Origin of the sequence: Scytonema sp. PCC 10023, assembly GCF_963920835.1 — a bacterium.
In the GTDB taxonomy this organism is placed as follows: Bacteria; Cyanobacteriota; Cyanobacteriia; order Cyanobacteriales; family Nostocaceae; genus Kalymmatonema.
In genome coordinates this window covers 13,809-33,312 of the sequence record NZ_CAWUDP010000048.1, presented here as the reverse complement: position 1 = coordinate 33,312, position 19,504 = coordinate 13,809, and the positions used below count along the sequence as shown (strand labels likewise).

The following is a 19,504-nucleotide window of genomic DNA, read 5'->3' as shown; positions in this document are numbered from 1 at the left end:
TTCTATGACTTGAATGATTGTCAAACAGACAGCAGCTTTAATAACGAGAACAATTAAACATTAAACATTTGACTTGTCCAAATGTTCTAATAAAGAGCGATACAGGTTGATGATATGACTGTCAGCCAAGCTGTAATAGACGTTTCGACCTTCTCGACGATAACTGACTAAACGCATCACTTTTAATAATCGCAGTTGATGGCAAACTGCTGATTCAGTCATCTTCGTTAATGCTGCTAGATCGCAAACACACAACTCCTGGGAAGCCAAAGCTGATAAGAGGCGTAGACGGTTTGTATCTGCCAGCACTCCAAAGATTTCTGCCATCTGCTGTGCTTTATCTGTAGCCAAGATTTCCGCCTGAGTTGAGCGTACATTATCTAGATGCACCAGATGGGTGTCACAGGTTGGTGCGTCAGAACTTTGGAGTAAGTCCAAGCCCTGCTTTTCCTTGTGCTTATTCATAGCAAGTTTCTTTTAGCCAATGGTTATCAGTATCAATATTAACTAAATTATTAACTAAACTTTCAAGATTGAACAGTTGAATAGTTGCTCAATTGTTGTATTAAAATAATGGCAGTTATCCTTGTCGCCTTTGTTATAAAGCTGCCATGACTCAAACTCCTTCCCTCAAAACCCAAACCTTACAAGTTGGTGGCATGGACTGCGGAAGCTGCGCCAAGACAATTGAAGCAAGCTTGCAGCAGTTACCTGGTGTGACGGAAGCGTTGGTTAACTTTACAACAGAAAAAGCTAGGGTTTCCTACAACCCAGATCTTTTAAATGAGAAGGCGATTTTCGATCGCATCAAAGCTTTGGGTTACACAGTTGAGCACAGTCATGGAGCAAACTCCCACCAGCATACCCATACCCATTCTTGTTGCCACGAACACGAACACGACCACGATCACAATAGCATTGAAGTCGCTTGTGCTAAAAAGCTACAATTGAAAGTTAACGGGATGGATTGTGGCAGTTGTGCTAAGACAATTGAGGTTGGGTTGCAGCAAATCCCAGGTGTGAGTGAAGTATCGGTCAACTTTGCGACGCAACGATTGCAACTGTCTTACGACCCACAACAGATCAGTGAAACGACTATTTATGAGCGGATTATAGCTCTGGGTTATACGGTTGAGCAGATATCGGCTAGCTACTACCATCATGACCACAAGCACGAGCATCGAATCCCCAAGCCAACTCAGAAACCTGCTGTAACAAACTGGGAATTCTGGCTGACCAACCGCCAGGGACAAAACGTTCTTCTTGCAGGGATAGGATTATTTTTGGGCTTACTTGCTCAGCATTTAACCCTACCCGTTTGGATAGCGCGAGCTTTTTATGGCATCGGCATAGTCGTTGCTGGGTATCCAATTGCACGGGCAGGGTTGTTTGAGTTGCGCTTGCGCCGCGCTGATATGAATCTGCTAATGACCATTTCGGTGATTGGGGCAGTGATTTTAGGAGATTGGTTTGAAGCGGTGCTGGTTGTGTTTTTATTCTCTTTAGGCACAACGCTGCAAGTTTTTACCTTTGGTCGCACCCGCAATGCAATTCGCTCCCTGATGGATTTGACTCCACCGACTGCTACTGTGAAGCGGGGGAATAAGGAGATCACAGTTGCCGTTGAGAGTATTCAAATTGGAGAAACTTTGACGATTCGACCAGGACAGCGTGTGGCGTTGGATGGCGTAGTCGTTTCTGGCACAAGCACGATTGACCAATCTCCAATTACGGGAGAATCAATTCCACAAGAGAAAGCCCTTGGCGATACTGTCTATGGCGGGACATTGAATCAAACAGGGTTTTTGGAAGTCAAAGTTACCCACACTGCTAGTGATACAACTGTTGCCAAAATTATTCATCTGGTGGAACAAGCCCAAGAAAGTCGTGCTCCCACACAGCAGTGGGTGGATCGGTTTGCAGAGGTTTACACCCCGATTGTCATTTTGATAGCGATCGCCATTACCCTCATTCCACCCTTAGTGTTTGCTCAACCTTTTCATGTTTGGCTTTACCGGGCTTTGGTGATGCTCGTGATTGCCTGCCCTTGTGCCTTGGTGATTTCCACGCCAGTTTCAATTGTCAGCGCTATTGGTGCTGCAACTCGCCAGGGAGTTTTATTTAAAGGCGGTAACGCACTGGAGACAGCCGGACACATGACTAGCCTTGCCTTTGATAAAACCGGGACGTTGACGCAAGGAGAGCCTGTGGTGCTTGATGTTTATAATTTTGGGGAGGTGAGCGCAAACCAGGTGTTAGTGATTGCGGCTTCGCTGGAGCAACACTCAGAACATCCTCTGGCAAAGGCGGTTGTTGCGAAGGCTCATGAACTTGGGTTGGAGTTAGAAACAGCTGTTGATTTTACGGCGTTACCAGGTAAAGGCATTCAGGCAAATTTTGGTGACGCATTTTGGTTTAGGAACAGAGCAGGCTTCGCTACACCACAGATAAATCAGGACGCTTCCACAACTCATCAAATAAGCCTGCCCTCTTGCCAAAATAACCCTCATGAGTTATTATACTTCGTTGGCAATCGACGGTTGTTCACAGACTTTGACATTCCTTTGTCTCAAGAAGCTGAATCTCTGTTGGCTGAAATTGAACAGTTCGGTCAAACCCCTGTGCTGGTAGGGACAACCCACGGGGTATCGGGAGTTATTGCACTGGCAGATGGACTCCGGTTAGAAGCAAGCGAAGCCATGCGACAGCTCAAGCTTTTGGGGCTAAAACAGTTGGTGATGCTGACGGGCGATCGCGCTGCTGTTGCTAAGCAGATTGCTCAACAAGTGGGAATCACAGAGTATCAGGCAGAACTGCTACCCGAAGATAAACTCCAAGCGATTCAACAGATGCGTCGAACAGGGGTAGTCGGTATGGTTGGGGATGGCATCAATGATGCTCCAGCGCTTGCTGCTGCAGATATTAGTTTTGCGGTTGGTGGAATTGATATTGCTTTAGAGACAGCAGATGTCGTGCTAGTAGGAAGTGATTTAAGACGGCTCGCCTATGCGGTGGATTTAAGCCGCCGTACTGTTTCAGTCATTCAACAAAATGTGGTCTTTTCGCTGGTAACAAAGGGTTTGTTTCTCCTATTGGGAACGTTTGGCTTTGTTGGGTTAGCCGTCGCCGTCTTAGCAGATACAGGAACTTCTCTGCTTGTAACTGCAAATGGAATGCGGTTATTTAGAAGCAAAACTTTACCGTCAGGATTCTCTAGTTGAGTGCCAAGCCCCTGCTTTTTAGGCATGGGCTTGGTGGTTGACTCCACCTGACCAGACTTCCGTTTAGAGTAAGCGTTAAAGTTCCTACCTTGGGATGCTTGCTAGTCCCTCGCTCTAGAACTGAACGATTAAACAAGGCTTATAGAGAATAAACCAGTGTCGTTCGGACAGTACCGGCTCTAAACAATGTCGTTCGCGCAGCGTCTCCCCTTGGGAGAAGCAAACTTTACCCGCTACTTGGAGTTGCAGCAATGCAAAATTATGTTTTCGTTATTAACCAAAACAAACAACCTCTCAATCCAATACCTGCTGCACGAGCGAGAGAGTTACTGACAAAACAGAAAGCTGCCGTGTATCGAGTTTACCCCTTTGCAATCATTTTGAAGCACGTGGTTGATAATTCCAACCCCAAGCCATTAACAATTAAGCTTGACCCTGGGAGCAAAGCTACGGGTATTGCAATCTTGGATGAAAACAAAGTTATTTGGGCGGCGGAGTTAGAACACAGAGGATGGCAGATCAAAGATTGCTTGGAATCAAGACGTTCACTACGTCGTAGTCGTCGTAATCGCAAAACTCGTTATCGTCAACCACGTTTTGACAATCGCAGGCGTAAAGAGGGATGGTTGCCCCCGTCGTTAATGCATCGTGTTCTCACAGTTGAGACTTGGGTAAACCGACTTTGTCGCTATGCACCTATTGCTCAAATAGCGATGGAGTTAGTCAAATTTGACACCCACAAAATGCAAAACCCAGAGGTTGACGGTGTTGAATATCAGCAGGGCGAACTTGCTGGGTATGAGGTGCGAGAATATCTGCTTGAAAAATGGGGTCGCAAGTGCGCTTACTGCGATAAAGAAGGCGTACCACTTCAAATTGAGCATATTCACTCAAAATCAAAAGGCGGCAGTAATCGTGTCAGCAACTTAACTTTAAGTTGCGAACGATGCAACCTTAAAAAAGGAACAAAGCCTATTGATGAATTCCTTAAAAAAGATGCATTTAGATTAGAGAAAATTAAGCGACAGTCTAAACAGCCATTAAAAGACGCGGCAGCAATCAACTCAACTCGTTGGAAGTTGTTTCGTACCTTAAAAAATATCTTACCCACGACAACGGGAACGGGTGGACAAACGGTGGGCAACCGAACAAGACTTTCGCTACCCAAACAACACGCTTATTGATGCGGCTTGTGTTGGAGATATAGAAACAATTCAGTTGCTAACCCAACAACCATTACGCATCAAGTGTACTGGTTGGGGAACTCGCCAAATGTGCGGCACTGATAAATATGGTTTCCCAACTCGGCACAGAGAACGAAAACAAGTTCACTTTGGCTTCAAAACTGGCGACATCGTTAAAGCTGTTGTCACTTCTGGAAAGAAGGTGGGCGAGTACGTTGGTCGATTGTTGTGTCGTAAAACTGGCAGTTTTGATATTGCCACCAAAACAGGTCGTATTGCAGGTATTAGTCATAGATTTTGCACACCAATTCATCAAAAGGATGGTTACTCGTATGCATTCTAAGATATCTGGACGGCGATTAAAACGCAAGCGCCCCTTCCTCCCCATATTTAGAAAACAGGGGCTTCCGGGGCGAGATGGCTCGGTGAAGAACAAAAGAACTCGGGATCAACAGAACCTACATTAGACTTGCTACGACATACCACTCATAAGCACGAGAAATTAATACTTTTTACCACCCATTCAACGTTTTGGCTCAAAAGTTGGAATACACGCGAGTGAGCGGGTTATTTTCGACGGTGAGCGCACCGAGCTTGTCGAAAATAACCCGTAACCATGAAGTCATGGGCATCTCTGGGCAGGTCTAAGGAGGCGATCGCCCAAGGGGCACAGGCATTGCCAATCGCCAGAAAATCGGGCGTTGCTGATTTCAATCTTAAGACTGCAAGTATTCAAGTAAAGTTGCAGCGTAAAGTTCTGGGTCACCTAGGTACATCAGAGCGTTGCTATTGAGAACCTTTGTGGTAGCGTGCGGAACTAACCGGGCTGTATCCTCAATAAAAGGCGTAAACATGGTATCGTCCTTAGCCCACATCAATAAAGTAGGAACCGATATCAGTGGTAAGCGGCTGGCTTCGTCGTACCTTAAAACTGCTTCTATTCCCTCATAAGTACGATGTTTGCGAGACATTACTTCAGTGAAGTATATTTCAAAACATTCAGGAGGATAGCCTGACCACTGTTGTTTAATCCGCTGCCAGTTAGTTGTATAATGGCTGCCATCTTCTTTGACATCTGGGGGTCCGTAAAAAAACTTCGATTGTCGCAAAGCATCACGTGCTGCTTTGTCTTTCCAACGCGGCATTCCAAACAGTACCAATTTTTTGATCCGGGACGCAGAGATTACTGCTGCTTCGCAAGCAATTGCTGCCCCAGTGCTGTTTCCCACTAGGTTAAACTTGCCAATATCTAATGTGTCTAGTACGTTCAACACAGCTCCAGCATACTGCGAAATATTCCACTGCATGGGTGGATTGTCAGATTCTCCTTGTCCTGGAATATCTAGTGCAATCACCCTAAATTCACTAGCTAGTAGCGGCATTAACCTAATAAAACTACGCGACGAGAAGTAAGTTTTGTGGAGTAGCACTAGTGTAGAACCATTTCCTACCGTTCGGTAATGTACCTGGCCGCACTCTAAGGAGACAAAACCTCTTTTAATTTTGATTGGCTTTTGTTGACTCATCTTCAATTCAAATTTGTCACTTCTAATTTGATCTTCATTAAGTTACAGCAGTTTTCAATTGAGTAGAATACAAATCTAGTAAACTAGAGATGCAGCTTTCATCTCGAACTTACGAAGCGCTTAATAAGTGTGTTAACCCAAATTATTAATGAGAAAATCTTTAATGAGAAAATCTCGTCTGATGATGCTTGGGGCTGGTTCGCTCACTGTGGTCTATTTATATGAAAACCGCTGTAAATTGTATATCGCGCAAAAGTAACGCGAATATCGAAAGGGGACACTAGAAAGTGCGAGGATTTCCTCTATGCAATACAAAACAGTCCAGCAACACCAACGACTTGGTATCGAAGTACTGCAAGGTTGCAATCTCATGCAACTTACAGATCAACAGGTATGGGAATTCAAAAAATCTCTTTGGAAACATGGTGTTATTGTCGTCAGACAGCAACATCTTACTGCATTACAGTTAAAGGAATTTGCCCAACAGACTTTTGGTGATTCAATACTTGGGAGTCAGCAGCCTAAACCCAATGATCCCGAAATCGATCCAAACTTACTTTCTCCAGGTGTAGCTATCTTAGGAAATCCCAAAGGACATACTCAGGAAATTGTGGATAAGTTTGCTTGGCAATGGCATCATGACAAAGACCACCTTCCACGAACAGAAGGACTGGATATGAATGCTCTGTATGTGGTGATGCTTTATGGAGTGGAAATACCTCCAGAAGGAGTCGATGGACAACCTCACACGACTGAATTTCTCGACATGATAGAAGCATACAACAACCTTGAACCAGAACATCAGCGGCAATTAGAGTCAAGGACTATGTATCATTTATCACCAGTTTTTAAGAAGTCTGAGACTGATGTTCCTATGAAAATACATCCAATCGTATCAACCCACAAAGTGACTGGGCACAAAGGATTATATCTTGGTTCAGACACATCGATTCTTGTTGGTATGGAGGAGAAACCAGAGTCGGCAAAACAGTTCTGGCAAGAACTGTTTGAGACTGTTCTGGGTCGCACACCAGTTTACGCTCATGTTTGGCAACCGAACGATATTGTTTTTTGGGACAACTCGCAAGTTATGCACACAGGTATTCCCTACGATGCCAAGCAGTATAGGCGCGTCGCCTTACGCTTAGGAGTTGTAGACAACACTCATATCTAAGTACTAGACCTCTTGCAAAAGTCGTCGCTGGGGTTGGGTCACAACGATTGAAAAACTGCGGTGCCTCCTTTTGATGCCCTATGAAAAATCTTGATTTTGTATACCATTTTACAGTTTGGGCGATTTTTCCGTCAACAACGTTGATTCTAAACCCGTTAACTTGTAATGAGGCACCGCAGTTTTTACAGGTGAAATGAAGCGGCAGAAGGAAGAAACTATTTTTTGCCCTCTGCTACAGGTCTCAAGCCCCTCGTTTTGGCGAACTATTTCCACCATCTGCTTAAAAGTTTCTCGCTTGACACCCCAAAACCGTTTAAAATCTGCTGGCTTGAGATGTTTGGCTTGTTGGTAGTGCATGAGTTTTTCTTATGAATCAGGCGGGGCGATCAGCTTCGCTGGTGCCGAAGGCAATCGCAACTTTCTGGGTGAGCGATCGCGTTTTTCAGACCCCATACTACCCCAGTGACGACTTTTGCAAGAGGTCTATTTTTAGGCAGTGTGCAAGATTGTCCAACTTACAGCAGCAATTCCTCAGTCAGCAGTTAGCAGTCAAAAGTCACAAGTAGGGAGTCAGAAATCAGGAGTCAAAGGGGCTTTATATCTGGCTTTTAGCTGGCTCCGCCATTCATCCCACACTGTAATGTACCCATTCAGTGTGGGATGAATGGCGGGACAAAAACGGTACGTCCTCTGACCTATGTTAATCGTCGATTAACGCGGGAACGGGGACAGTACCGTTTTTGTCTATCTCTATGCTAGGTAATGAGTCAATAAGCTCTTCTACAACCTGGGTCATAGTCTTGTCAGCGTGAACTGCATATAACTGCAATTTATTAAACCGACGTTCTGACATCCTTAATCTTAATTGTTTGTTTTTCACTAAGGGTACACATTGGCTACATTAATATGTTAATTTAATTCTGAAAAAGAGGTGATAAAAGTGTTGAAAGCAGTTAAGGTCAGACTATACCCAACAACCGAACAAGAAATAGCTCTAGCCAAATCGTTTGGTTGTGCAAGGTGGTATTGGAATTATGCTCTTAATGCTTGCATTCAACACTACGAAGAAACTGGCAAATCCTTAAAGCTGAGTATCTACAAGGCTTATCTACCTCAATTAAAAGTAGAACATCCTTGGTTGAGAGAAGATTGTTATTCGGCTGTTTTGCAGTGCGTAGCAATCAATCTGAACAAGGCTTATACTAACTTTTTTGAGGGACGTGCTAAGTTCCCTAGATTCAAATCAAAGCACCACAAGCAGTCAATTCAATATCCCCAAAACGTCAAGATTGTGGATGGTTGCTTGGAAGTTCCTAAGATTGGTGTCATTAAAGCAGTCTTTCACAGACGGATTGAGGGGAAGGTTAAGACTGTCACTATAAGCAAAACTCCAACAGATAAGTACTTTGCATCAATCTTGTGTGAAGTAGAGGGTGATGCAAGTCAATCTCCTGGCAACAAGACGCTTGGCATTGATTTGGGATTGAAGGACTTCGCTATTGTTCATGATGGCAATGAAGTTACCAAACATTCAAATCCGAAACACCTGAAGCGTCATGAGAAGAATCTAGCTAGGAAGCAGAAAAAGTTTGATCGTAAAGTTAAAGGTAGTAATTCAAGAAACAAATACAGAAAACTCGTAGCCAAGGTTCACGAAAGAGTATCAAATTCCCGTCAGGACTTCCTACATAAATTGAGTAGGAAACTGGTAGACGAAAGCCAAATTATTGTTGTGGAGAACCTTCACATCAAGGGACTGGTACGAAACCGTAAGCTATCAAAGTCAATATCCGATGTAGGTTGGGGGATGTTTGTTAATTTTCTGGACTACAAGTTGAAAGCCAAGGATGGACAACTTGTAGAGATAGGAAGATTCTTCCCCAGTTCCAAAACCTGCTCATGCTGTGGTCACGTTCTTGATGAGTTAACGCTGGATATTCGTGAATGGGATTGTCCCAGATGCAAGACTCATCACGACCGTGATGGTAATGCAGCACTGAATATAAGGAATGAAGGAGTTCGGATATTGCAAAACAATGGCGGAGGGAACCCCGTTATTGCCGAGCAGAGGCGGAGTAAGACCAAGAAACCGCTGCGGTAGACGGGCATCTGTCAATGAAGCCGGAAGCCCACACTTACTCGAAGAGAAGTGTGGGTAGTTCACATCAGAGGATTGTACTTTATTTACTTGCAATGTGCTGTATTAATAAACGGCTATGTTCTTCATCCTCTTCATTCCTTCTGCTTCATTCAAATTCATTAACTGTAGCTGGAGGAGAAGCATCTCGGGGTTTTGGGGCTATATTGCGCTCATACCAATTCATTAATGGCGTTGAACTAATTCCATGCATAATCACAGAAACGACAATAGTGGTGTAAGTAATCCAGCCAATTTGCTCACCAAGTTCGCCTTTTAAACCGTTACCAAAGGCATAGGCAAGATAATATAGAGAGCCAACACCGCGAATGCCAAACCAACCGAATAACCAACGGGTTCTCAAATGTAATTTTTTACGAGGCGAATCTACAGGGTATTTACCAATTGTGCTGATCCAAGCTCCCACAGGTCGGATGACAAAGAACACCAAGACTACCACCAATAAAGATTGGGTAGCATAAGTGACCATGGGCTTATATAATAAAATTGAACCCAATAGTAAAATTGTGCCAACTTCTAAAAGCTTTTCAATTCGCTCTATAAATTCCAATTGTGCCAGTGCCTTTTCTGAATTTTTATAACTGCGCTGAACAACTAAACCTGCAACAAATACTCCAAGAAATCCATAACCATTAACAAATTCTGTTAATGAATAAGTTAGCAAAATCGTGCTGATGGCAATAAAATCTTCCATTAATTCATCGGCATGACGGCGTTTTTGGATTTTTGTATCAATCCAAACGATAGCTTTGGCAACGATAATTCCCATAACTATGCCAGCAGCGATCGCCCAAATTAAATCAACCGCAACCCATTGTTTAAACCAGTTGTCCCAGTTTTTATCTTTTAACGAATGAATGCCAAAATAAACAAAAGGAAACGCAAGGGCATCATTTAAACCGCCTTCTGAGGTTAAACCAAAGCGCAACTCATCTTGGTCGTGTGTATCAGTTAGTTGAACTTCTGAAGCTAATACTGGATCAGTAGGTGCGAGAATTGCTCCTAATAAAATAGCCTCTCCCCAATCCATACCTAAAAAGAATTTGCCCACAAGAGCAAGCCCAAAAATTGAAATCGGCATCAAAAAACCAATCAGCCGCGCCGTTATATCCCAAGCCCCCAATTGTAGCGGACGCACGATTTTTAAACCGCAGCTATACACAGATACAATCACCACAAATTCTGTTACCCTTTCCAACACCTCGGCGTTAAATACTCCCTCGCGGCGCAATTGAATTAGCTCGAAACCATAGGGACCTAGGATAATACCAACCACTAGATAGATGAGGGCGAAGGAAAGAGGTAAGCGCGAAATCCAGCCTGAACCTAAGGTAACTACCAGTAGAAGTAAACCAATAACAAATAGGTCAATAATATAAATATCAACCATAACAAATGCTTTTTTTAATATAAGGGTGCAACAAGAGTCTACTTGCGATGACTTTCAGGTCTATATCCCCTTACGGTAGATTTGTTTCAAAGACTTTACATTACTTATGACTGATGATGCGCGTAGTCACCTATACAGATTCTGCTGGTATTGGAGGAGCGGAAATTAGCCTCAAACACCTAGTCACTAATGTGTCTAAAGACATAGACGTTACCGTAGTTGGTACTTCCAATGTAGTAGTGGATGCAATTGCACAGCATAGACCGCAAGCATCCCGAGTTGTATTACCTGCAAAAGGAATTTACTCACTAACGGCACACCTGCAAGTACTGCATCGCCTCCGTCCTGACGTGGTACACATCAACATCTGCACGCCTTGGGAGTGTGCAACGGGTCTTTTTGCCGCGCTGACGTTACCAAATGCTCGTGTGGTGCGCGTTGACCAGCTACCGCTACGCACCACAGACGCTGTTAAGCTTTGGCGTACTAGGGCGTTGTCGCTGCGAGTTGATGCCCATGTTGCCGTTGGTGAGGCGAGTGCAAGGCGGATGGAGGACTTTTACGCTCTGGGTAGAGGCTCGGTCATTTCTATACCTAACTGCGTACCGGAGATTACACAGAACCCCACCCCCATCCCCTCCCCGCTAGCGGGGAGGGGTGCCGAAGGCGGGGAGGGGTTAGTGATTGGTAGCGTCGGTAGACTGGATGCAATGAAGGGTCACGATATCCTACTACGGGCTGTAGCCCAACTTGATGGAGTGCAAGTGGTCATTCTGGGTGAGGGTGGACAACGCACGGATCTGGAGAAGCTAGCAGATGAGTTGAAAGTGAGCGATCGCCTTGATCTCCCCGGATGGGTGGACAACCCCCGCGCCTATCTACCGCAATTTGACATCTTTGCTATGCCTTCGCGTTCAGAAGGTTTTCCATTGGCGATCGTTGAAGCGATGCTTGCAGCCCGTCCTGTGGTTGCTACTCGCGTGGGTAGCGTTGCGGAAGCCGTAACCGATGGCGAAACTGGCTTACTAATAAATAAAGACGATGTAGAAGGACTGACTGCAGCACTGCGCCGTCTGCGTGACGACCCAGCACTGCGTATCCGTCTTGGTGAACGCGGTCAAGAGGTAGCACAGCGTCACTTTACTGTCAAACAGATGGTTAACAGTTATGAGCGCTTATGGCGTGAATTGGTGGCTCAGCCTCAAGCTCCCCGGCTATGGGTTCCACAACCGCGTGAATGACCGAAGTATCATTTTTGGTTCAGCAAACTCCACCAGATTTATCTATCTGGGTGCGCCGCTGTCCATAACCAAGCAACCACAACAGAAGGATTAGCAACACAAAGGCTGATACTGTTGTGGGCTCAGGTGCCTTCTTGACTTCTTGTCCAGGCGGAGGAGTCACAGGAGGAGCGGGCGGGACTTCAATGATTTGATTTCCACCAGGAGGACCACCACTGTCTACAGGAGGAACAGATCCACCAGAGGAAGGTGGAGCAGTAACAGGCATACCCCCTGTTACTGTAGCTGATCCCCGACTTGAAGAACTATCTCCACCACCAAGAGAAAGAAGAAGTAGGAGTAAAGCAAGACCACCACCGCCAATCAGCCAGGTAGGAAAAGAATTCCCTGAGTCTTGTTGCAACACCACATCTTCTGCAAAGTTGCCAGGAAAATCAACTTCTGCAAGGCTAGAGGGAATATCAAGGCTGATTGCTTCAGGCTCCAACGATACTGGAGTTGTCCCAACAAACGCATCGCCAGGAAGAGTTTCTCCAACGAGCGAATCGGCTGGAGGAATACCAAGATTTGGGCGTCCGAACTCAGCACCATCTGGTGGATATGGCACGGAGAGGTCTTTGAGAATGGTGTCTTTGAGAGACTGTTCATTCCCATTCAACGCACGTTTCGCTGTCGAAAGTTTGTCTAAGTAAAACTTGGTTTGCTGCGGCTCTAAACCCAGAGCTTGAATCTGCTGCTGAGCATTGGGAATTTTTCCCACCTCCTCAAGCAACAGACGTCCATAAGAGTATTTCAAATCCAGCAAGCCACTACGAGGATCAAGCGAGTTGCCACCTGTTTCAGGTGCCCAGTAGAAGTTTTTGGTAACTTGCCCTAAACCTTCTTGAGGAGTCCGATTGACTGTCTGTCCAAGAAGATATCGGTACCCGTCCACGATATTAGGGTCGTCGTTCTGCCAGAAAGAGGCGTACGGTACCTGAGAAAGATTGGGATTGTCTCCGTAGATGGAAGCGAAATTCCTGTAGTTTTCCTCCCCACCAGCCGCTCGCATCAACAACTGCTCGTAGGTTGGTCCACCATTGGACTCAACTATTTTCTGGAAGACTGCTCCAGGCTTGTTACAAGCCGCACCAAATCCTACACTACATCCAGGAATGCCTCGCATTTGGCTTAAATCTCGCCCTGATATCTGATACTGGAGATAGTTTTGCTCTAGTCCCGGTTGAATACCATAGCGTCCAATGCTTAGCTGAGCAGAAGCAGGCTGGCACGCCGTGAAGACTGCTACAATGGATGGTAGTGCAATTGCGGTTCTTTTAATAACTGACTTCAAGGGATTTACCTCCAGTAAACAAGGTGTAAGGGCATAGGAGTTTAGCGGTGTAGGAGACAAATCAATTTCAAATTCAAGATTGAAAATTATTGTTTGAACTTTCAATTTTGAATTTTGATTTTTTTTATACCTCCATACACCCTGCCCAAAAGGGATCCAGCTTAAAAGGCTGGGGAGGAACCTAAATTTTGAGGTGAGTTGATGTTAATCGTGATTGCTGTGCCCTTGAGGTCTCCTCCTGTAACAGCGTTGTACAAGATGAACCCTCGGCTTGGTTGGTCGAAGAGATACCCACGACCAGAAGACGGTATCTTCCCTTGCTTAACTAAAGCAATGAAAGATTCTAGATACCTGCGTATACTCTGACGATTCCCCTGATTGGTCTTCGTATGATTTTCAATGAGCGTCATGAACAAATCCAAGGTGCGAGTTTCTTGCCCTTCAATCAAAGTGCCGTTATTCAAGAACGAACTGGCTATAAGCTTTCCATCAATTTGTTGAACTTTAAAAAGAGTATAGTAAAGCCCCTGTTTCTGGTTATCTCTCACGTAACAGACCCAGGAACCGTCTTGCTTCTGTGTAAAACCTTGTTGTGCTAGATAGGAAAACCCAGAAGCGCTTTGCTCACCTGTCGGTGGAGGTAGCAAACTCTCTACTGCATCAAAAGAGCATATCTTTTGTGCTGTTCCGGGCGGAGGAACAGTTGGAGTGTTTTGTGTTGTACCGGGCGGAGGAACAGTTGGAGTTTTTTGCGTTGTACCGGGCGGAGGAACAGTTGGAGTTTTTTGCGTTGTTCCGGGCGGGGGAACAGTTGGAGTTTTTTGTGTTGTACCGGGCGGGGGAACAGTTGGAGTTTTTTGCGTTGTACCGGGCGGAGGAACAGTTGGAGTTTTTTGCGTTGTTCCGGGCGGGGGAACAGTTGGAGTTTTTTGTGTTGTACCGGGCGGGGGAACAGTTGGAGTTTTTTGCGTTGTTCCGGGCGGAGGAACAGTTGTAGGCTTCTGCGTCGTTTCCGGCTGGGGAACAGTTGGAGTCTCCTGTGCTATTACAAAAGAAGGCATAGCAGCATATGTAGTCAGGGAAACAGCGAATGCGCCAAGCAAACGAACAACGATATCCATAAAATATTGGCGAGTGGGTAGCAACGGATGTTCTTAAGGAAGTTAATAAACACTCATATGTGACGAGTCAGAAATGAAGTGGTTTCTGTACTAGCAGAACATCAATGTAGGTGCTTGGTAGGTGCTTGCTCGAAACTTTGACCAAAGGGGCGTTTCAGCAAACAACAATGCCTGCCTATTTTTAGGCAAAATGTAGCCAATGTTACACTGCTTGAATCAAAGTTTTAACTTATTTAAAAGGTAATAACTTACTTTTGTTTCATGGAAAGTGCTTTAGGCAATGTTTACCTAGTGCGTACATTCTTGTTTCGTAGCTACTTAAATCCCGAGAAGAAGTGGTGATATGTACTACTACTGGAGCCATAGAGATACTATCCTTCATACATAAAGATATGTGAAAGGTACTGCCTTTGACGAAGTCATACCTCTAGCCAGGTCATTTCAGCCGTTGATGTTGTTAAATGTTTATTAGCTAATAGTTGCACATGGGTGTTAACTATTAAGGCACCCTCTCCCCCAATTTTCTGTGATGTCATCGAGTAGGAACACAAACAAAATAATTTATACCGAAATTGATGCACCGTTGATAAGAATTTTAAAAGGGCTAGAGATGTTATATTGTGCTACCGCTTGGTAGAAAAGTCAACCACCAAAGTACTGTTGTTTGCTTATTCTTGTAAGATTTTTTTCTAGCTATAAAATTTTAAAATCAGGGTACATAAGTTGAATCAGTTTTGTGATATTATTCCTTGATTGTAGAATTAATAACTCTAGATAGTTTATAAAGTAAATTTGAAGTAGACAAACACACCACCTCGCTGAGCGTTACTAAGTAGTACTAACGCACCCTACAAATTTAAAGTTGTCTTTATCAAATGATAAATTAGCAGTGATTGCCCCAAGGGCAGTGCGCTACAACCAGCGATCGCCTTTCTTATTAAGTTGATCAATAAGTTAAACCGTTTTTTCTATCAAGTTAATATTCCATGAAGAAGGCAGCCGGAGCTGAAGGCAGCGGGAGCTGAAGGGAAACCCCATAAATAAATTCAGGGGTTTCAAGCAAGGACGGCTTTTTTCTCGCGCTATGCGTCTCGCAAAAAATCTTTTTTCCTTTTCCATAACGGAGTTGGGGGCTTGTATCCTAATTGGTCGTCAGGCAAAAAGTTTACCAAAAAACTCTTTGAAGAAGGCAGAAGTACGCTCGTCTCTTGGCAGAAGGTTCCGTAAGATTAGACCACAAATCGTAGGGTGGGCATTGCCCGTAAAAGCTCATTTGGTGGACATTTGAGATATTCGTGAGCAATGCCCACCTTACAGAAAACCGCTGTATGGGGGAAACCGCCAAGAGTCGATGAGGGACGCAGTTTATTTGGATGAACATTAAACCACAGATGCACACAGATGCACACAGATAATTTCTCTGCGTCGAGGGTACGTGCATTGACTGGGTACTGGGGACTGGGAAGATGTTCTTACAGGATTTGGGCAGGGTTTGAATCCCCGTCCACAATCCTCCCAGTCCCTAATCCCTAATCCCCAATCCCCAATCCCCAGTTCAACTTCTCACCCCGAATTGAATAATCCAACAACTCCATCGGGTGCATGATGGAAATCTCCTTACCTTGCGATCGCAAATGCTTACTAATCTGCAAAGTACAACCCGGATTAGCAGAAGCAATTAACTGCGCCCCAGTATTCAGCAAATTCTGCACTTTTTGCCTACCTAATTCCTCAGCGACCTCTGGTTGCAGCATATTGTAAACCCCTGCACTACCACAACAAATAGCCGCATCGATAGGTTCGCGCAACTTCACACCAGGAATTTGCCGCAATACCTGACGCGGTTGCACACTAATTTTTTGTCCATGCAACAAATGACAAGCATCTTGATAAACCAAAGTCAAGGGTTTATCAGCAAGAGGTGACAATTTTGCTGTTAAACCAACAGTCGCCAAAAACTCTTGCACATCTCTAACCTTCGCCGCGAATTCTTTAGCTTTTTCCCGATATTGGGGATCATCTTCTAAAATGTGACCATACTCTTTTAACGTATGACCGCAACCAGCAGCATTGATAATTACAAAATCGACATCAGTATTTGCAAAACTATCAATCATCTGCCTTGCCAAAGCTTTGGCTTGTTGGGTTTGTCCTTGGTGTTCAGGAAGCGCCGCACAACATCCTTGAGTTTTGGGAATCACAACCTCACAGCCATTTGCCGTTAAAACCCGCACAGTCGCTTCATTGACAGGCGAGAAAAACAACCGTTGCACGCATCCCAAAATCACCCCTACTTGGTAGCGTTTTTCACCCTGCGCCGGAATCACATCCGGCAAATTATCTTGAAATGATTCTAGAGTAATTTTTGGCAGAATAGATTCCATTGCCGCCAAGCGCGGAGATATTTTCTTAAGCAACCCAGTCCCACGCACGAGTTTTTGCAAACCCAACTTTTGATAAACAAACAATGGAACTAGCAAAACTTTCAAACGATTGGGATACGGAAAAAAAGAAAATATGAGTTTGCGAAGCAGTGTATCCGACAAACTGCGTGGATAATTCCGTTCAACTTGGTGACGAGTCGCAGAAATCAACTTGTCATACTGCACACCAGAAGGACAAGTCGTCACACAAGCAAGACACCCCAAACAAGAATCAAAATGTTGTGCAGTTGCCGTATTTAGAGGAATCTCACCCTCATTAATCCCATCCATGAGATAGATGCGCCCTCGTGGAGAATCCATCTCCTTGCCAAGAACCCTGTAACTCGGACAAGTCGAAAGACAAAACCCACAATGAACACAACTATCAATCAACTTCGGTTCAGGCGGATGATTCGCATCAAACCCAGTCAAATCACTCAAACTAGCCTTCTTACTCTCAGAACTTTCCGAAACTTGCATATTATTTCTTCTTTTCCCCTCTGTTTCTCTGTGTCCTCTGCGCCTCTGCGGTTCGTTTCTTAAATCCCACCCACAAAACGACCAGGACTTAAAATATATTCCTTATCAAACTGTTCTTTTATCCGACGCATTAACTGCACAGCATTACCAGTGTAGCCCCAGACATCCAATTGCTTAATCTTCACTGGTGCTGACAAAATAGTCAGAAACCCACCATGACTTTGACAAAGATTTCGTATCCCCAACACCTTATCAACCTTATTATCACCCTCAAAACGCAATACCCCCAAACCGCTAGCGATGTGAATCCAACCCAGATCGGCTTGAGTCAAAACCTCAACAGCAGAAGTAGGTAACACTCCTATTTTGCAAGTAATTGCATCATTGGGAGAAGAATGCATTTGTTCTCGCAATATGCGCCATAAATCAGCTTCATCCGCCCCTGAATATATCGTCCCTTGCAAACCGAGTTGCGCCCCTACCTCCAACAGTCGGTTTGATTGTTCTTTGACACTTTCAGGAATACTTTGGAAGCGAGCAATTAATCCCAATCCTTTACCCAATTCTACGTTAGACACAAGTTGAGTTGATAGCAAATCAGCTTGGGTTGGTGTTAACGCAGAACCTCGCAGCGTATCAGCAGCTTGAGATATAGCCTTTGCTTCACCAGTTAGCACCACTGTACCGGATGCCTCAGGTAACGGATAAACGCGAAACGTGACTTGACTTAAAACCCCTAATGTGCCATAAGAACCAGTAAACAACTTCATCAAGTCGTATCCAGCAACATTTTTCACCACTCGCCCGCCAGCTTTGGCAATTTGTCCATCGGCACGTACAAAGGTCATACCTAGCAGTTGATCCCGTACACTACCATAACGTTGCCGTAGGGAACCTGTATCAGCGGTAGCAACAATACCGCCAATTGTTGCTGTATGTTGTGTTAGGGGGTCAAGAGCGAGAAATTGCTTAGAGTCTGCCAACATTGCTTGGAGAGGAGAAAACTTCATTCCAGCTTCGACTGTAACCGTCAAATCCCCTATGGCGTGTTCAATCAGTTGGTTGAGGCGTTCTGTACTCACTACGACATCAACGTCTTTGGCTAACCCACCCCAGTTAAGTTTACTACCACTACCGCATGGTAAAACGCGCCAGTTGTTGCGATGCGCTTCTTTAATGACTTGGGCTAGCTGTTCGGTGGTGTGAGGATAGACGATACAACTGGGAGGCGTTGGGGAAGCGATCGCCTGTAATATAGATTGTTGCTGGCTGACTGGTATATTTTCCCAACAGACAGTATTTTCTGTGCCAACAATAGATGCAAAACAAGAGGCTAGCGCTTTCATCTGTTTGTTTTAGACTCTCTATATATCAATACGGTTCATGAAAGAAGCACATTTTTATTAGCTTTAGTGAAAGCCCTGCTGTACAAAGCATTGGTGATTTCATTGAGTCAGTGCTACTTATTGAGATTGTTCTCGCTATTAGAGCAATATTGCGCTAGAGTCGGTAAACAACCATAAATTCTCAGTCTACAGCTTAGCGATGTCTCAAAACAACTCTTGTTAAAATCTCAGAGGTCGTTCTTTTAAAAGTCAAAACCTTGTAGGGATAAACTTTAGCTATGTAGATATTAATACACTCAACGAGGGAGAATATCATCTAAGCGAAGTTGAAGACGGGGCAGAAGTGGTGATTTTATGAATTGATTTAATCGATATTGTTGTTGAATATAAGTGTCTTCAACAAGTTGACAGACAGTGAAGGTTGGTTGTTTGGGTTTACCAATAAATGCGACTCCACCTAATCCTCGATAATCTACAATCCAATATTCAGGAATGCCTAAAAGTGCATACTCTTCAACTTTGCGAGCATAGTCGGTTTCCCAGTTGGTACTGACAACTTCAACCACCAGTTTAATTGAGCGTCCTAGCGTAATTATGGGTTCTCGCTCCCAAAGGGGTTCACGGTCGAGAACGGTTTCATCAACAACCACAACGTCAGGACGACGAACTGTGGCTGCATCCGCGAAGGGGTAAATCAAGCAAGTGCGAGGAATAAACCAGGAGAGTTGTTCTGCAACAAGGTGTATACCAATTTGGGTTGCAACTTTGCCACTCACGGTTTCGTGAGGACCAGTGGGTGACCTGTCAATTATTTCTCCGTCTGCTAATTCATAGCGGGGATTATCTCGGTATTGGGAGAGAAAATCTTCTTTAGTCAGGGTTTTTTGGGAGATATAAGTCATGAAAG

15 protein-coding genes and 1 pseudogene are annotated in these 19,504 nt (G+C 44.5%); 5 read left to right on the top strand and 11 right to left on the bottom strand.

Features of this window, described 5'->3' with window-relative positions; all coding sequences use genetic code 11:
- Positions 1 to 60: 60 nt before the first annotated feature.
- Positions 61 to 465, bottom strand: coding sequence for an ArsR/SmtB family transcription factor (locus tag ACM0OZ_RS26445; RefSeq protein WP_414585798.1), 405 nt, complete (start codon positions 463 to 465; stop codon positions 61 to 63).
- 146 nt (positions 466 to 611) lie between these two features.
- Between ACM0OZ_RS26445 and ACM0OZ_RS26440 the strand changes: the two genes are divergently transcribed.
- Together ACM0OZ_RS26440 and iscB are read left to right on the top strand one after the other, a co-directional pair.
- Entirely contained in the window at positions 612 to 3,221 is a 2,610-nt protein-coding gene (locus tag ACM0OZ_RS26440) for a heavy metal translocating P-type ATPase (RefSeq protein ID WP_414585797.1), read from the top strand.
- A 251-nt stretch (positions 3,222 to 3,472) separates the two neighbouring features.
- Positions 3,473 to 4,748, top strand: a pseudogene (iscB, locus tag ACM0OZ_RS26435) (RNA-guided endonuclease IscB).
- Between the two features lie 224 nt (positions 4,749 to 4,972).
- Here iscB and ACM0OZ_RS26430 read toward each other — a convergent pair.
- Together ACM0OZ_RS26430 and ACM0OZ_RS26425 are read right to left on the bottom strand one after the other, a co-directional pair.
- Complete coding sequence (locus ACM0OZ_RS26430) at positions 4,973 to 5,119, bottom strand: hypothetical protein (protein ID WP_414585796.1); 147 nt, start codon at positions 5,117 to 5,119, stop codon at positions 4,973 to 4,975.
- Positions 5,120 to 5,121: 2 nt separating this feature from the next.
- Positions 5,122 to 5,931, bottom strand: a complete 810-nt coding sequence (locus tag ACM0OZ_RS26425) for an alpha/beta fold hydrolase (RefSeq protein ID WP_414585795.1) — start codon at positions 5,929 to 5,931, stop codon at positions 5,122 to 5,124.
- A gap of 304 nt (positions 5,932 to 6,235) precedes the next feature.
- Here ACM0OZ_RS26425 and ACM0OZ_RS26420 point away from each other — a divergent pair, with 304 nt between their 5' ends.
- Positions 6,236 to 7,105 (top strand): TauD/TfdA dioxygenase family protein, encoded by an 870-nt coding sequence (locus ACM0OZ_RS26420; RefSeq protein WP_414585794.1) that lies wholly within the window; start codon positions 6,236 to 6,238, stop codon positions 7,103 to 7,105.
- A 108-nt stretch (positions 7,106 to 7,213) separates the two neighbouring features.
- Here ACM0OZ_RS26420 and ACM0OZ_RS26415 read toward each other — a convergent pair whose 3' ends face one another.
- Together ACM0OZ_RS26415 and ACM0OZ_RS26410 are read right to left on the bottom strand one after the other, a co-directional pair.
- Positions 7,214 to 7,462: a hypothetical protein gene (locus ACM0OZ_RS26415; protein WP_414585793.1), complete on the bottom strand. Its 249-nt coding sequence runs from the start codon at positions 7,460 to 7,462 to the stop codon at positions 7,214 to 7,216.
- A 343-nt stretch (positions 7,463 to 7,805) separates the two neighbouring features.
- Complete coding sequence (locus ACM0OZ_RS26410; protein WP_414585792.1) at positions 7,806 to 7,958, bottom strand: hypothetical protein; 153 nt, start codon at positions 7,956 to 7,958, stop codon at positions 7,806 to 7,808.
- An 87-nt stretch (positions 7,959 to 8,045) separates the two neighbouring features.
- Here ACM0OZ_RS26410 and ACM0OZ_RS26405 point away from each other — a divergent pair, with 87 nt between their 5' ends.
- Complete coding sequence (locus ACM0OZ_RS26405) at positions 8,046 to 9,206, top strand: RNA-guided endonuclease InsQ/TnpB family protein (RefSeq protein ID WP_414585791.1); 1,161 nt, start codon at positions 8,046 to 8,048, stop codon at positions 9,204 to 9,206.
- A gap of 145 nt (positions 9,207 to 9,351) precedes the next feature.
- Here ACM0OZ_RS26405 and ACM0OZ_RS26400 read toward each other — a convergent pair whose 3' ends face one another.
- Positions 9,352 to 10,653 carry a cation:proton antiporter gene (locus ACM0OZ_RS26400; protein ID WP_414585790.1) on the bottom strand — a complete coding sequence of 434 codons (1,302 nt, stop codon included), beginning with the start codon at positions 10,651 to 10,653 and terminating at the stop codon, positions 9,352 to 9,354.
- Between the two features lie 113 nt (positions 10,654 to 10,766).
- On the opposite strand from ACM0OZ_RS26400, the gene ACM0OZ_RS26395 reads away from it, so the two are divergent.
- Complete coding sequence (locus ACM0OZ_RS26395) at positions 10,767 to 11,894, top strand: glycosyltransferase (protein WP_414585789.1); 1,128 nt, start codon at positions 10,767 to 10,769, stop codon at positions 11,892 to 11,894.
- Positions 11,895 to 11,913: 19 nt separating this feature from the next.
- Here the strand turns inward: ACM0OZ_RS26395 and ACM0OZ_RS26390 are convergent, their stop codons facing one another.
- From ACM0OZ_RS26390 to ACM0OZ_RS26370, 5 genes are all read right to left on the bottom strand, one after another.
- On the bottom strand, positions 11,914 to 13,227 hold the full coding sequence (locus ACM0OZ_RS26390) for a hypothetical protein (protein ID WP_414585788.1): 1,314 nt from the start codon (positions 13,225 to 13,227) through the stop codon (positions 11,914 to 11,916).
- Between the two features lie 161 nt (positions 13,228 to 13,388).
- Complete coding sequence (locus tag ACM0OZ_RS26385; RefSeq protein ID WP_414585787.1) at positions 13,389 to 14,348, bottom strand: hypothetical protein; 960 nt, start codon at positions 14,346 to 14,348, stop codon at positions 13,389 to 13,391.
- Positions 14,349 to 15,877: 1,529 nt separating this feature from the next.
- Complete coding sequence (locus ACM0OZ_RS26380) at positions 15,878 to 17,251, bottom strand: (Fe-S)-binding protein (protein WP_414585786.1); 1,374 nt, start codon at positions 17,249 to 17,251, stop codon at positions 15,878 to 15,880.
- A gap of 59 nt (positions 17,252 to 17,310) precedes the next feature.
- Positions 17,311 to 18,597 (bottom strand): FAD-binding oxidoreductase, encoded by a 1,287-nt coding sequence (locus tag ACM0OZ_RS26375; protein WP_414585785.1) that lies wholly within the window; start codon positions 18,595 to 18,597, stop codon positions 17,311 to 17,313.
- 296 nt (positions 18,598 to 18,893) lie between these two features.
- Entirely contained in the window at positions 18,894 to 19,499 is a 606-nt protein-coding gene (locus ACM0OZ_RS26370) for a Uma2 family endonuclease (protein WP_414585783.1), read from the bottom strand.
- Positions 19,500 to 19,504: the final 5 nt, after the last annotated feature.

Coding starts and splice junctions, on each gene's coding strand:
- ACM0OZ_RS26445 (WP_414585798.1), bottom strand. CDS start 465: ATGAATAAGCACAAGGAAAAGCAGGGCTTGGACTTACTCCAAAGTTCT.
- ACM0OZ_RS26440 (WP_414585797.1), top strand. CDS start 612: ATGACTCAAACTCCTTCCCTCAAAACCCAAACCTTACAAGTTGGTGGC.
- ACM0OZ_RS26425 (WP_414585795.1), bottom strand. CDS start 5,931: ATGAGTCAACAAAAGCCAATCAAAATTAAAAGAGGTTTTGTCTCCTTA.
- ACM0OZ_RS26420 (WP_414585794.1), top strand. CDS start 6,236: ATGCAATACAAAACAGTCCAGCAACACCAACGACTTGGTATCGAAGTA.
- ACM0OZ_RS26415 (WP_414585793.1), bottom strand. CDS start 7,462: ATGCACTACCAACAAGCCAAACATCTCAAGCCAGCAGATTTTAAACGG.
- ACM0OZ_RS26410 (WP_414585792.1), bottom strand. CDS start 7,958: ATGTCAGAACGTCGGTTTAATAAATTGCAGTTATATGCAGTTCACGCT.
- ACM0OZ_RS26400 (WP_414585790.1), bottom strand. CDS start 10,653: ATGGTTGATATTTATATTATTGACCTATTTGTTATTGGTTTACTTCTA.
- ACM0OZ_RS26395 (WP_414585789.1), top strand. CDS start 10,767: ATGATGCGCGTAGTCACCTATACAGATTCTGCTGGTATTGGAGGAGCG.
- ACM0OZ_RS26385 (WP_414585787.1), bottom strand. CDS start 14,348: ATGGATATCGTTGTTCGTTTGCTTGGCGCATTCGCTGTTTCCCTGACT.
- ACM0OZ_RS26380 (WP_414585786.1), bottom strand. CDS start 17,251: ATGCAAGTTTCGGAAAGTTCTGAGAGTAAGAAGGCTAGTTTGAGTGAT.
- ACM0OZ_RS26375 (WP_414585785.1), bottom strand. CDS start 18,597: ATGAAAGCGCTAGCCTCTTGTTTTGCATCTATTGTTGGCACAGAAAAT.
- ACM0OZ_RS26370 (WP_414585783.1), bottom strand. CDS start 19,499: ATGACTTATATCTCCCAAAAAACCCTGACTAAAGAAGATTTTCTCTCC.